The following is an 11781-nucleotide window of genomic DNA, read 5'->3' on the forward strand; positions in this document are numbered from 1 at the left end:
AGGGGAGAGGAGCGAAAGTCAAACCTCCACCGCCTCCAGCACCGCCGTACGCAGCTCGGCAATCCCCAAGCCCTTCTCCGAGGACGTTACAATCACCTCGGGATGCGCCGCGGCATGTTTGCGCGCTTCGGCCTCGGTCGCGGTGTGGACCGCGGCCAGCTCGCTGGCTTTGATCTTGTCAGCCTTGGTCAGCACGATGCGATAGCTGACCGCGGCGGTGTCGAGCATTTCGAGGAACTCGCGGTCGACATCCTTCAATCCGTGACGGCTGTCGATCAGCACCAAAGTGCGCTTCAACACCGCGCGCCCGCGCAGATAATCGTTGATCAGGTATCGCCATTTCTTGACGACATCCTTCGGCGCCTTGGCAAAGCCATAGCCAGGCATATCGACCAGCCGGAACACCAAAGGTTCGCCGACGTCGAAGTAATTGAGCTCCTGCGTCCGCCCCGGGGTCACCGACGTGCGCGCCAGCCCGTTGCGGTTGGTCAGTGCGTTGAGCAGCGACGATTTGCCGACGTTCGATCGGCCCGCAAAGGCAATCTCGGGCATGCTCGGCGGCGGCAGATGTTCGAGCGCCGGCGCCGATTTCAGGAAGGCGATCGGTCCCGAAAACAGTTTGCGCGCGCGTTCCGCCCGTTCCGGATCCGCGCCGGGTTCCAGATCGATATCGCTCACGTCGCCGCCTGCGCCTTCAGCGCCGGGAACTTGCGGTACATCCACTGCTGCTGCGCGATCGACAGGATATTATTGGTGATCCAGTAGAGCAGCAGGCCCGCGGCGAACGGCGCCATGATGAACATGAACAGCCATGGCATGATCTTGAACACCTGCGCCTGCACCGGGTCGGCCGGGGCGGGATTCAGGCGGAACTGCAACCACATCGTCACGCCCAGGATCACCGCCATCACGCCGATCGCCAGAATCGACGGCGGGGTAAAGGGCAGCAGGCCGAACAGATTGAGGATGTGCAGCGGATCGGGCGCCGACAGATCCTTGATCCACAGGATGAACGGCTGGTGGCGCATTTCGATCGCCAGCATCAGCACCTTGTACAGCGCATAGAAAATCGGGATCTGGATCAGGATCGGCAGACAGCCCGCCAGCGGATTGATTTTTTCGTCCTTATAGAGCTTCATCAGCTCCTGCTGCATCTTGGGCTTGTCGTCCTTGAAGCGTTCCTGCAGCGCTTTCATCTTCGGCTGGACGACGCGCATTTGCGCCATCGACGAGAATTGCCGGTTGGCGATCGGGAACATCAGCAGGCGGATGATCAGCGTCAGCGCCATGATCGCGACGCCGAAATTGCCGACCTGCAGGAACAGCCAGTGCAGCAACTTGAAGATCGGCACCGCGAAAAATTCGAACCAGCCCCAGTCGATCGCGTTCGACAAACGGGTGATGCCTAGCTTGTCCTGATAGCTTTCGAGAACCTCGACTTCCTTGGCACCGGCAAAGATGCGGCTGGTGGTCGTGATCTGCTGGCCCGGGCCGACCTGCGCAAAGTCGCGCGCAAACAGCGTCTGGTAATTATTTGCGCTCGGCGAACTGATCGCCGCGGTGACGCGCTCGCCCTTCGCCGGAACGATCGCCGCCAGCCAATATTTATCGGTAAAGCCCAGCCAGCCCGCGGCATTGTAGCGCACGGTGCGGTTCGGCGCTTCCTCAAGATCGTCATAATCGGTGTCGAACACTGACTTGCCGTCGAGATAGCCGGTCGGGCCGACGTGGATCGTCCAGCTGTCGACCTCATGCGGATCGGTCGGTTTGCCCAGCCGGTCGATCAGTGCAAAGCTGCTCGCGCTCACTGGCGCGGCGCCGCTGTTGGCGATCGTCTGTTTGGCGGTGATCAGATAATTCGCGTCGATGCTATATTCGATGCGGAACGTCTGGCCGGTCGTGTTCGCCCAGCTCAGCGTCACGGGCGACGTCGGGGTCAGCTTGCTGCCGGTCGCGGTCCACAAGGTGCTCGCATTCGGCACCGTGACGCCCTGCGCCGACCAGCCGATGCTGGCGAAATAGGCCGCCTTGGTGCCGCCCGGCGCGAACAGGCGCACCGGCGGCGAATCCTTTTTGATCGTCTGGCGATATTTGGTCAGCGTGATGTCGTCGATACGCGCGCCGACCAGGTTGATCGATCCGGCCAGGGCGGGGGTTTCGATCGGCACGCGGTTACCCTCGGCCAGCGCGGCCTCGACCGGGCGGATCGCCTGCGTCGCGGGGGCAGCGGGGGCCGTGGCGGTGGGCAGCGCGCTCGGCTGGCCCTGTGCCGTCGGGGTGGCGGCGGGCGTGCCATTGGCGCCGGCGACAGTCGTCGTCACATCGGGCTTGGCTGGGGTCGGGAAAAACTGTGCCGAGACGAAGTTCCAGCCCAGCAAGATGGCCACCGACAACAAGATTGCCGCGATCAGATTACGCTTGTCGTCCACGCTCTACGGTCTCTCTTCGTCTCAAAAATGTCGGGGAAAACGGCAGCTACGGCACCGGATCATGGCCATGCCCGCCCCAAGGATGGCAGCGCAATAGCCGCTTTGTCGCCAGCCAGCCACCCTTGATCGCACCATAGCGTGACAGCGCGGTGATGGCATAGGCGCTGCACGAGGGTGAATAGCGGCAGGTCGGCGGCAGGATGCGCGACGGCCCGATCTGCCACCCGCGCGCGATCAGGATGAGCAGCCGGGCGATCATGCCGGAAGCCCGGAAAACTGCGCAACTTCACCCGCAATTCGCATTCGGGACGGGGCAGGCGAGGCGGTCATTCCGAAACGGTACACCGGCGAAACAATGCAGGACAGGCCTTCATCGCGCCAATTTCTTCGCGGCACGCGTCAACGCCGAATTGAGCTGCTCGCCCAGCTCGGCAAAGACGATGTCGTTACCGCCAGGGCGCCCGATCAGCACATGGTCGGCGCCCGAAATCCCCGATTCGGGCAGCGCCGCACGGCACAGTTCGCGCAGCCGGCGTTTCATCCGGTTGCGGGTGACGGCGTTGCCGACTTTCTTGCTGACGGTATAGCCAATGCCCATTGCGTCGTCGGCATCGTCGCGCTGGCGGACGAGCAGGACAAAGCCGGGCATGGGAAAGCGAAGGCCGCGATTGGCGGCCAGAAATTCGCTGCGTTTTGAAAGCGTTCGCACCAGTTTCACTGGCGCAGAAGCGTCAGCGGTCAGGCCGACAGCTTCTTGCGGCCCTGAGCGCGGCGGTTGGCGAGAATCTTGCGACCGCCGACCGTCGCCTTGCGGGCGCGGAAACCGTGGCGACGGGCGCGCACGAGGTTGCTCGGTTGAAAGGTACGCTTCATCGCGGTTGTCCCTAAATCTCTTGCAAGGCTCTAACAGAAAAGGGCCGCCAAACGTGGGCGGCCACTGATGGAGGCGCGGATAAGCGAGAGTCGGCGGAAAGTCAATTGGCATCGCGGCGGTTTTCCAGCGCTTCGCCATCGGCGGCGATCAGCGCGTCGCGCGCGCGCCGCCGCGCTGCGCTGGTCCGCCGCATCACCCGGTCGGTCCAGGCGGCATAGCGCGGATGGCGTCGTTTGAAGCGGACATAGATGCGCTTCGCCCACGCGCTGTTCTGCAGGCACAGCATCAGCCCGACGGGGAACAGGATCAGAAAGCCGGGGCCGGGAAGCACCCCGATGATTGGCGAAATCAGGATTAGCAGCACGCCCAGAATGAACAGCGCGAGCCGCACCTGCGCGGTCGACCGCAATCGCTGGTAAAGGCTGCGTTTCGCCATGAAGGCCGATGTGGGGAGCAAGGCGGGCGGTTGCAACAATCTCGTCGCCCCCGGGAAGGCGGGACCGCTATCAGCGTAGTACAAGGCGACCAACGGCCCCCGCCTTGGCGGGGGCGACGGGCATTAATGCAGCGTGACGAATCGCGCCATATCGTCGCGGGTCAGGTAGCGCACCTCGTCGAACGGGGTGCTGTTGGTCAGCGCGTAAAAGGCGCGCGCCTTAGCGTCGTCCATCCCCATCTCGCGGTAATAGCCGAGATATTCGGCATGCACCGGGTCGCTGGCGGCGTAATCATTCGCCTCGCGCCCCGTGTCGTCGGCCCAGCTATGGACGCCGAATTCGGCGTCCGAAGCGGCGCGGCGGGTGGTGCCGGCGAGCCAAAGCTCCACCGCACCCGACCGCACCGAACCGCCACTCGGGACGACGGTTTCCATTCCCGCGCGGCGGATCGCGCGCGCCAATATCAGGTTCGCTTCCTCGTCGAGGCTGCCGGGGCAGTCCACCATCTCCAGCCGCTTGAGCCCCGGAAAGGCGGCCAGCATCGCCGCAAACTGGCGCGGCGTCGCCGACGTCACGTCGCCCGCCATGCGCACCGTGGCCGCGTCGATCACGGCAAAGGGACCGTAATGCGCCCGGGCTCGGCCCAGCGTTGCCAAGGTCTCGCTCGGTGCATAGCGCCGCGTCGCCGCCATGTCGGCGTCCTCGGCCAGCGGGTCGTCATCGAACAACGCGGCCTCGTCGTCGAAGACTGCGGCGTGGTCATCGCCGCCGACCTCTTCCCAAGTCCAGCTCACCGTCGTCGAGACGGTCAGGCCCTGCTGCGCCTGCACCGGCGCGAACGCCAGCACCGCCGCGCAAAGCGCGACCAACAGGGTGCGGGCGAGGGCGATCGGTGAAGCCACGCCCCCGCTGTCGCGCCCGCACGCTTGCCAAAACGCAAAGCGGCAACGTCAGCGCCGCGTTAACCCCATTGCGGGACGCTTACCGCGTCAATCGCGGTCGGGGGCGCCGCCGGGAAAATAGTGGCGGTAGGGGCGCGCGCCATCGACCGACCGCGCGACCGACGGATGCGCGAGCAGCCGCGCGCGATAGGCGCGCAGATTGGCAAAATGCGCCGGAATGTCATGCACCCAGTCGGCGTAGAACAGCGACGGCGCCGCGGCGCAGTCGGCCAGCGTGAAGCCGTCGGGCGTCGCCCAGCCGCCGCCCGCCAATTGCATGTCGAGCCAGCCATAGATGGTATCGAGCGCTGCCCGTGCCTTGTCGACGATCATCGGCGCATGTCCCTCCGGCCCGCGGATGCGGTCGTTCACGATGTCCTGCATCACCGCCATCACATGCAGGTCGAAAATGCGGTCCAGCTGCCGCACCCGCAGCGCCGCATCAAGGTCCGCGGGGATCAGCCGCGGTTCGGGCTGCACGCGGTCGAGATATTCGATGATGATCGACGTTTCGAACAAGGTTCGGTCGCCATCGACGAGCAGCGGAAATTTCCCCACCGGCCACAGCGCTTGCAGTTGCTTGCTATGCTGTGGAAATTCAGGGTCGACATTGCGATAGTCGAATTCGATGCCCTTTTCGTCCAGGGCGATCTGCGCCTTCCAGCTGTAGGATGAAAAGGGGTGGGCATAGAGGGTCAGCATCGCTCAGCCCCGCACCGCAGCTTCGATCGCCGCGATGTCGATCTTTTTCATCGTCATCATCGCGTCGAACGCACGCTTGGCGACCGCCTTGTCGGAATTGGTCGTCGCTTCGAGCAGGACGCGCGGGGTGATCTGCCACGACACCCCCCATTTATCCTTGCACCACCCGCACACGCTTTCGGTGCCGCCATTGCCGGTGATCGCATCCCACAATCGGTCGGTTTCTTCCTGCGTGTCGGTGTGGACGACGAAAGAAAAGGCTTCGCTATGCTTGAAGATCGGCGGTCCGTTGAGTCCGAGGCACGGAGCGCCGAGCAGCGTGAATTCGACCGTCAGTACATCGCCTTCCTTGCCGCCGGGGGTGTCGGTGGGCGAACGGTGGACCGCTCCGACATGGCTGTCGGCAAAGGTGTTGGCATAGAAACTGGCGGCTTCTTCGGCATCGCCTTCGTACCATAGGCACAGGGTCATTGCAGCCTTGCTCATGTCGTTTCTCCCTTGATCGGCGCGCCGATCGACCATTGATGCCCGAACGGATCCTTGATCTGGCCATAGCGGTCGCCCCAGAACATATTGTCGATCGGCATGACCACCGTCGCACCCGCCGCGACCGCGCGGTCGAACCAGGCGTCGGCATCGTCGACATGTAAGTGCAGCGTCACGCCATCGGGTTTCCCCGACGGCTCGCTGACATATTCGGGAAATTCATCGTGCATCATCAGCGACGCGCCGTTGATCGTCAGATGCGCGTGCATCAACCGCACCCCGTCGTCGGCGGGCATCCGCATATTTTCGGTGGCGCCGAATGCCTTGATGTAAAAATCGATCGCGTCGCTGGCGCGCTTGTCGGCAATCGCGATATGCGGGGTCAGCCCGCTCGTCGGTCCCTGATTGTCCATCGTCTCTCTCCTCGTTCTAATTGCGTGGTCCGACAAAGCCGACATGCGCGCCCTGCGGGTCGATCGCGTTCAACGCATATTCTCCGCCGGGGATTTCCATCGGTTCACTGGTGATCGTGCCGCCATTGGCGGTCACCGCGGCGTGGGCGCGGTCGATGTTGTCGACCCCGATATAATAGGACCACATCGATCCCGGCATGCCCTCCATCAGCGGCATCACCGCGCCGATGCCGACCTCGCCACGCTGGATGAACCGGTAGGCGCCGAGTTCGCCCATCGGCATTTCGCCCTCCTGTCCCCAGCCGAAATGCTTGGTGTAGAAAGCCACCGCGGCGTCGGGGTCCGACGTCGCCAGCTCGTTCCAGCGGATGCGCTGCGGCTCGGTCATCGAAAACACATCGCTTGTCCCCTCCGGCGCGCCCAGGGGCGGGATCGGGTCCATGATGTAAAAAGGCGCGCCTTGCGGGTCGGTGACCATCGCGATGCGCCCGACGGGCAAGTCGGTCGCGGGTATCTGCACCGCACCGCCATCGGCCTTGATCGCGTCGACCGCGGCGTCGACATCGTCGACCTCAAGGTAACCGATCCAGAGCGGCCGTGCGCCACCGGCAAGCATATCGGCGTTCAGCGCGAGCACCCCGCCGGCATTGCCGCCGTCGCTGCGCCCGATCATGCGGTAATCCATTCCCCCGACCGCTGGATCGGCGTGGCTGGCGATCGTCCAGCCAACTACCGCGCCATAAAAGGTGGCGGCGCCGGCGGGATCGGGGGTCATCAGTTCGTACCAGATGATATTGGCGGGCTTGCTCATCGTCTGCCTCCTCGGAAAAAGGGAACCGCGTTCGTCAGATTTTATGCAGCCGCAGCGGCTTCACATTTTCGCGCGCGATGACGCCGCGCGCTTCCAGGTCGAGCTGGACACCTTTCAGCCACCAGCCCGCTTTCGCGCCGCCGGGAAACAGATCATCCGGCAGGCGCGGCAGCACCCCGGTCTTGACCTCGGCGACGGTCAGCCCCGGCGCCTGTTGTGGCACGACCGCAAGCAGCGCGGCTTTCATCGCGTCATATTTCGCCTTGTCGACGCGCACGACATGGCCGGGGCTTGAAATGCTCAACATTTCGACGCGTTCGATGGTTTTCGTCACCCGACTTCTCCTCTCGATCCTCCCTGTCGCGAAGCGATGGGGAGGGGGACCGCCGCGAAGCGGTGGTGGAGGGGCCGCAACGTCGCGCCATGGCTCCTCCGTCAGCCCTCCGGGCTGCCACCTCCCCATGGCTGCGCCGCAGGGAGGATTTGGCGTCACGCCTCCACGATCGGCGCGAAGCCGCCATAGATCATGCGTGTGCCGTCGAACGGAACTTCGCTGCCATCGGGCTGCATCCGTTCGTCGGCCATCACCTTTTCCCAGCCCGCGACGCGCGCTTCTTTGCTCGGCCATTCGACCCAGCTGAACACCACGGTCTCGCCGTTCTGCTTGTGCACCGCACGGGCATAATCGGTCACCTTGCCGTCGGGGACATCGTCGCCCCACGCCTCGACGACGCGCGTTGCGCCATGGTCGCGGAACACCTGCGATGCCTTTTCGGCCAGCGCGCGATAGGCGTCCTTGTTGCCGTCGGGGACGGGCACAACATAGCCATCGGCATAACCCATCGCGCCGCTAGCGCGGTCATCGACGATCGGATCAAAGCCGCCGATGATCATCCGTTTCGCGTCGAACGGCATCGCTTCGCCCATGCTCTGCATCCGCGGGTCGCTCATCATCTTTTCGTTCGCCGCGTCGCGGGTGGCCTTGTCGGGATATTCGAACCAGCTGAACACGACGGTTTCGTCGTCCTTCGCCTGCACCGCGCATTTCAGGTCGTTGACCTTGCCGTCGGGCACATCGTCGCCCCACGCCTCGACCATCCGCGCTACGCCGAATTCTTTGAACAGGGGGACGGCGTCGGCGGCATGTTTGCGATACGCTTCCTTGTTGGCGGTCGGCACCGCCACGACAAATCCTTCAACATAAGTCATCTTGTCTCTCCTTAGGGGGGTAGGAAATTCAGGCCGTAACTGGCTCTTCTTTGAATGATGCCAGCTGCGCATCCATCGCGCGCTGGAACGCCGGACGGCCCGTGCAGCGATCGAGATAGGCGGCCAGCCGCGGATATTCGGCGATAAGTCCCGCCTCGACGCCTTCGCGCAGCACCGTCGCCATCGCGATGTCGGCGATGCTGAAATCGCCGAGCAGATAGTTCTTGTCCACCAGCGCATCGGACAGGCGGCCAAACCGGGTGCGGATGAAGTCGATCAGGCCGGGACGGCGCAGCATCGCCCATTCCTCGTCCTTCGAAAAAATATCGACATTGCCCAGCTCGAACATCATCGGCTCGACGCTGTTCAGCGCCGCGAACACCCAGGCGGTGGCGTCGGCGCGGCTCTGCGCACCGGTCGGCAGCAACCGCGCATCCTTCGCCGCCAGATGCAGCATGATCGCGCCGCTTTCGAACAAGGTGATGTCGCCGTCGCGCATCACCGGCACCTGCCCCCATGGTTGCAGTTTATAATGATCGGCGGGGCGATCGACCGCGCTGATCAGTTTCTCGGCATAATCGATCCCCAGCTCCTCGCACGCCCAGCGCGGACGCAGGTCGCGGACAAAGCCGCGCGCGAAATCGGGAACCCAGTCGAATGCGATGATTTCGATATCGGCTTCAGGATTGACGGGCATATTCTCTCTCCTTGGGGGGCAGGGGCTCAGAAAAAACCGGCGGGCATCGGCGGCGTGGCATCGTCCAGAAAGGAGATCACTTGCGCCGCGATCGTCGGCGCCTCGGCCATGACGCCGATGTGCGATGTCGCGGGCAGAATCGACAGGCGCGCCTTGGGGGCGGCGGTCATGAAACCCTGCGTCGCGGTCGCGATGTCGCCGCCGCCGCGCAGCTTGAACAGTTTGATCGCATGGTCAAAGGTGACGCCATCGGCATCGCCCAATATGACCATGGTCTTGCCCGGAATCGCCCGCAACTGGGCGTCACTATAGGCAAATGGCGTCGCATCGATGTGCTTGATCGCCGCGACCAGGTCGGGAAAGGCGTCGGGAGTGGGCGACAGCCTTTTATACTCGGTTTCCATCGGGGTGCCGGCGAACATTTCGGGGGTCATCTGTGCGATGCCCGCCAACACTTGCGGAATCCAGCCGTCGAGGCTGGCGGCGCCCGATATGATCACCTGTTTGCCGACGCGGCCGCGGTGGCGCACCGCCATCGCAATCGCCGTGCTGCCGCCCATCGAATATCCCAGCACATCGGCGCGCGTGATGCCCAGCGACGCCAGCACTGCGACGGCATCGTCGGCCATCTGGTCGTAACTCAGCGCGCCGCGAACCTTTCCGGTGCGGCCGTGGCCGCGCGCGTCGATCGTGATGACAGGGCGCGATGCGGCAAAGGGGGTGACGAACGGCGCCATCGCCTCGCCCGACATGAAGGCACCATGCAGCACCAGCAACGGCGTCTGCTTCGACGCCAGATCGCCATGCACCGCATAAGCGAGGCGCAGGCCATTGACCTCGGCATAACCCGTTTTGGCGGCGCTTGCGGACGCTGTCGCGGTGGCGGGCTGTTGGGCGTTCGCGGGCTCGGGAATCGCCGCGACGATGGCGGCGCTGCCTAGCAGGGCAAGTGCAGCGGCGACGCCCGGATGGCGGCGTCGGAAAATCTGGAGGGGAGGAAAGGCTGCCATGATATGTCCTCTTGGATTGGCGCGGCCTCTAGGCCCGCTTCCCTTTGATAAACGCGACGATCGACATCGCGTGGCCGTGGCCCAGGTCGAAATCACCCTTGAGCCAGTCGATCACCGCACCGGACTTGACCCCCGGCGCGAGGCCGCTGTCGTCGGCTAGGCCCCTTTCGATCGCCAGCGCCTTCAGGTCGGCGGCCGACTTGCCGGTCTTGGCCTCGACATTGTCGAGATAGGACTGGAAACTCATCGTCGGTCTCCTGGCGGGAGGGGAACGGCGGCCGTTGCAAGGGTGGCCGTCCGTTCCCCTCCGCGGTTCGGTCAGGCAGTGGCTTTGGCAGGCTCACCGGCGGGGATCGCGGCGGGGATCGCGGCGGGGTCCATCCACATCACTTCCCAGATATGGCCGTCGGGATCTTCGAAGCTGCGACCGTACATGAAGTCGCCATATTCCTGGGTCGGGGTCGGGTCGGCCTTGCCGCCCGCGGCGGTCGCCTTGGCAACCTGCGCATCGACTTCGGCGCGGCTGTCGGCGGACACGCAGAGCAGTACCTGCGCCGACGTATGCGCGTCGGGGATCGCCTTTGACGTGAAGGTTGCCCATTTTTCATGCGTCAGCAGCATGACGTGGATCGACCCTTCGGCGACGATCATGCACGCGGCTGTGTCGTCGGTGAAGGCGGGGTTGTTGACCGCGCCGACCGCTTCATAGAAGGCCTGCGACCGGGCAAGGTCGGTCACCGGCAGGTTCACAAAAATCATCTGAGGCATCGTCTCTCTCCTTGGGGGGTAGTTTGGGGCACGTCAGCGCGGCGGCGCCTCGGGGGCAATTACCTGCCGCGTCATGGTGCGCCGGGGGGTGCGAACAACATGCCGATATAACGCTTCAGGTGGGTGACGCTCTCCCGCGCAATCGCCGGATCGTTCGTGGTTTTGGCCAGGATGAAGCTGCCTTGCAGCACCGCCTGGATATGCTGTGCCAGCCCGAGCGCGGTGACATCTTCGGGGGCGCCATAGCGTGCCATCGTCGCTTCGATGTCTGGGGTCAGCGCCGCGCAATAGGCGTTGATGCTCGCCTCGCATGCGGTGCGGATCGCGTCGCTCGTCGCAAAGGCTTCCTGCACCATCGTGCCGACGAAACAGGTGAATTCCTCGACCGGGCCGTCGAGCATTGCAAAGCGGAAATCGATATGGCCGATCAGCCGCGCGAGAGGATCATCCAGTTTTGTGTGCGGCGGCATTTCGAACATCGGCCGCGCGCGCTCGGTCCACGCCTCGGCCGCGGCGACCGCCAGTGCTTCCTTCGACGCGAAATGATGAAAGAAGGCGCCCTTCGTCACCCCCGCTGCGGCGCAAATCTGATCGACCGTTGTTGCGGCATAGCCCTGCTTGCGCACCGTGCTGTGCGCTGCGGCAATCAACGCCGCACGCGCGCTGCGCCGCGGCGCACGCAGCGCGGCGATACCGGCCCCTACGCCTGCCACCGCAATGGCGGAACGGCGGGACTCGGGGGTCGAAGCGGGCTGATTCGGGTCCATGCAATTGACATACCGACTGGTTGGTATGTTGTCAAACCACGAAGTAGCCCTACGCCACGTGGCACTCCCGCCTTCGCGGGGGCTTTGAGCCAACATCCCAACCGGTACAAAAGGCGACTCGACCGCGCCCCACTTTGCCGCCAAAAGGCAAAAGAACAAAAAAGGAACATCGATGATCGCGATCGAATTCACCGTCGCCTATGCGGGGCTTGAGGCGGGGGGGGGGGGGGGGGGGGG

The 11781-nt window shown here is 64.2% G+C and carries 18 protein-coding genes and 1 pseudogene; all 19 read right to left on the reverse strand.

Going from position 1 to position 11781, the window contains the following annotated elements; all coding sequences use genetic code 11:
* Positions 1 to 18: 18 nt before the first annotated feature.
* Positions 19 to 678, reverse strand: coding sequence for a ribosome biogenesis GTP-binding protein YihA/YsxC (gene yihA / locus K0M74_RS00135; protein WP_293966783.1), 660 nt, complete (start codon positions 676 to 678; stop codon positions 19 to 21).
* Positions 675 to 2429: a membrane protein insertase YidC gene (yidC, locus tag K0M74_RS00140; RefSeq protein ID WP_293966785.1), complete on the reverse strand. Its 1755-nt coding sequence runs from the start codon at positions 2427 to 2429 to the stop codon at positions 675 to 677. Before yidC ends, yihA begins: the two co-directional genes overlap by 4 nt.
* A 46-nt stretch (positions 2430 to 2475) precedes the next feature.
* Positions 2476 to 2688, reverse strand: coding sequence for a membrane protein insertion efficiency factor YidD (gene yidD / locus K0M74_RS00145; protein ID WP_088440130.1), 213 nt, complete (start codon positions 2686 to 2688; stop codon positions 2476 to 2478).
* 111 nt (positions 2689 to 2799) lie between these two features.
* A complete protein-coding gene (rnpA, locus tag K0M74_RS00150) occupies positions 2800 to 3138 on the reverse strand; it encodes a ribonuclease P protein component (RefSeq protein WP_293966788.1) in 339 nt (112 codons plus the stop codon).
* A 29-nt stretch (positions 3139 to 3167) separates the two neighbouring features.
* Positions 3168 to 3302 carry a 50S ribosomal protein L34 gene (rpmH, locus tag K0M74_RS00155; RefSeq protein WP_039570342.1) on the reverse strand — a complete coding sequence of 45 codons (135 nt, stop codon included), beginning with the start codon at positions 3300 to 3302 and terminating at the stop codon, positions 3168 to 3170.
* A gap of 101 nt (positions 3303 to 3403) precedes the next feature.
* Positions 3404 to 3739 (reverse strand): hypothetical protein, encoded by a 336-nt coding sequence (locus tag K0M74_RS00160; protein ID WP_293966789.1) that lies wholly within the window; start codon positions 3737 to 3739, stop codon positions 3404 to 3406.
* Positions 3740 to 3862: 123 nt separating this feature from the next.
* Entirely contained in the window at positions 3863 to 4642 is a 780-nt protein-coding gene (locus tag K0M74_RS00165) for an alpha/beta hydrolase (protein ID WP_293966791.1), read from the reverse strand.
* A gap of 87 nt (positions 4643 to 4729) precedes the next feature.
* Complete coding sequence (locus K0M74_RS00170) at positions 4730 to 5383, reverse strand: glutathione S-transferase family protein (protein WP_293966793.1); 654 nt, start codon at positions 5381 to 5383, stop codon at positions 4730 to 4732.
* 3 nt (positions 5384 to 5386) lie between these two features.
* Positions 5387 to 5869 carry a VOC family protein gene (locus K0M74_RS00175; RefSeq protein WP_293966795.1) on the reverse strand — a complete coding sequence of 161 codons (483 nt, stop codon included), beginning with the start codon at positions 5867 to 5869 and terminating at the stop codon, positions 5387 to 5389.
* On the reverse strand, positions 5866 to 6282 hold the full coding sequence (locus K0M74_RS00180) for a VOC family protein (protein WP_293966797.1): 417 nt from the start codon (positions 6280 to 6282) through the stop codon (positions 5866 to 5868). Before K0M74_RS00180 ends, K0M74_RS00175 begins: the two co-directional genes overlap by 4 nt.
* A gap of 16 nt (positions 6283 to 6298) precedes the next feature.
* Complete coding sequence (locus K0M74_RS00185) at positions 6299 to 7093, reverse strand: VOC family protein (RefSeq protein WP_293966798.1); 795 nt, start codon at positions 7091 to 7093, stop codon at positions 6299 to 6301.
* A gap of 34 nt (positions 7094 to 7127) precedes the next feature.
* Positions 7128 to 7427 carry a hypothetical protein gene (locus K0M74_RS00190; protein WP_293966800.1) on the reverse strand — a complete coding sequence of 100 codons (300 nt, stop codon included), beginning with the start codon at positions 7425 to 7427 and terminating at the stop codon, positions 7128 to 7130.
* Between the two features lie 155 nt (positions 7428 to 7582).
* Positions 7583 to 7936, reverse strand: coding sequence for a DUF1428 domain-containing protein (locus K0M74_RS00195; RefSeq protein ID WP_293966810.1), 354 nt, complete (start codon positions 7934 to 7936; stop codon positions 7583 to 7585).
* 18 nt (positions 7937 to 7954) lie between these two features.
* Positions 7955 to 8302 (reverse strand): annotated as a pseudogene (locus tag K0M74_RS00200) (DUF1428 family protein); the annotation flags it as partial.
* Positions 8303 to 8330: 28 nt separating this feature from the next.
* The gene (locus tag K0M74_RS00205; RefSeq protein ID WP_293966802.1) at positions 8331 to 8999 is read right to left on the reverse strand and encodes a glutathione S-transferase family protein; all 669 of its coding nucleotides are present in this window, start codon (positions 8997 to 8999) and stop codon (positions 8331 to 8333) included.
* A 26-nt stretch (positions 9000 to 9025) separates the two neighbouring features.
* Positions 9026 to 10009 (reverse strand): alpha/beta hydrolase, encoded by a 984-nt coding sequence (locus tag K0M74_RS00210; protein WP_293966803.1) that lies wholly within the window; start codon positions 10007 to 10009, stop codon positions 9026 to 9028.
* Between the two features lie 28 nt (positions 10010 to 10037).
* Positions 10038 to 10256, reverse strand: a complete 219-nt coding sequence (locus K0M74_RS00215) for a DUF4287 domain-containing protein (protein ID WP_293966804.1) — start codon at positions 10254 to 10256, stop codon at positions 10038 to 10040.
* Positions 10257 to 10327: 71 nt separating this feature from the next.
* Complete coding sequence (locus tag K0M74_RS00220; RefSeq protein WP_293966805.1) at positions 10328 to 10777, reverse strand: VOC family protein; 450 nt, start codon at positions 10775 to 10777, stop codon at positions 10328 to 10330.
* 71 nt (positions 10778 to 10848) lie between these two features.
* Entirely contained in the window at positions 10849 to 11544 is a 696-nt protein-coding gene (locus K0M74_RS00225) for a TetR/AcrR family transcriptional regulator (RefSeq protein WP_293966806.1), read from the reverse strand.
* Between the last annotated feature and the right edge of the window lie 237 nt (positions 11545 to 11781).

Origin of the sequence: Sphingopyxis sp., from assembly GCF_019459305.1 — a bacterium.
Classification (GTDB): Bacteria; Pseudomonadota; Alphaproteobacteria; order Sphingomonadales; family Sphingomonadaceae; genus Sphingopyxis.

What these genes read in the sequence shown, in the direction of transcription:
- K0M74_RS00170 (WP_293966793.1), bottom strand. Translation starts at nt 5,383, where the DNA reads ATGCTGACCCTCTATGCCCACCCCTTTTCATCCTACAGCTGGAAGGCG.
- K0M74_RS00175 (WP_293966795.1), bottom strand. Translation starts at nt 5,869, where the DNA reads ATGAGCAAGGCTGCAATGACCCTGTGCCTATGGTACGAAGGCGATGCC.
- K0M74_RS00220 (WP_293966805.1), bottom strand. Translation starts at nt 10,777, where the DNA reads ATGCCTCAGATGATTTTTGTGAACCTGCCGGTGACCGACCTTGCCCGG.
- K0M74_RS00185 (WP_293966798.1), bottom strand. Translation starts at nt 7,093, where the DNA reads ATGAGCAAGCCCGCCAATATCATCTGGTACGAACTGATGACCCCCGAT.
- K0M74_RS00160 (WP_293966789.1), bottom strand. Translation starts at nt 3,739, where the DNA reads ATGGCGAAACGCAGCCTTTACCAGCGATTGCGGTCGACCGCGCAGGTG.
- yidD (WP_088440130.1), bottom strand. Translation starts at nt 2,688, where the DNA reads ATGATCGCCCGGCTGCTCATCCTGATCGCGCGCGGGTGGCAGATCGGG.
- K0M74_RS00195 (WP_293966810.1), bottom strand. Translation starts at nt 7,936, where the DNA reads ATGGGTTATGCCGATGGCTATGTTGTGCCCGTCCCCGACGGCAACAAG.
- K0M74_RS00180 (WP_293966797.1), bottom strand. Translation starts at nt 6,282, where the DNA reads ATGGACAATCAGGGACCGACGAGCGGGCTGACCCCGCATATCGCGATT.
- K0M74_RS00225 (WP_293966806.1), bottom strand. Translation starts at nt 11,544, where the DNA reads ATGGACCCGAATCAGCCCGCTTCGACCCCCGAGTCCCGCCGTTCCGCC.
- rpmH (WP_039570342.1), bottom strand. Translation starts at nt 3,302, where the DNA reads ATGAAGCGTACCTTTCAACCGAGCAACCTCGTGCGCGCCCGTCGCCAC.
- K0M74_RS00210 (WP_293966803.1), bottom strand. Translation starts at nt 10,009, where the DNA reads ATGGCAGCCTTTCCTCCCCTCCAGATTTTCCGACGCCGCCATCCGGGC.
- K0M74_RS00215 (WP_293966804.1), bottom strand. Translation starts at nt 10,256, where the DNA reads ATGAGTTTCCAGTCCTATCTCGACAATGTCGAGGCCAAGACCGGCAAG.
- K0M74_RS00205 (WP_293966802.1), bottom strand. Translation starts at nt 8,999, where the DNA reads ATGCCCGTCAATCCTGAAGCCGATATCGAAATCATCGCATTCGACTGG.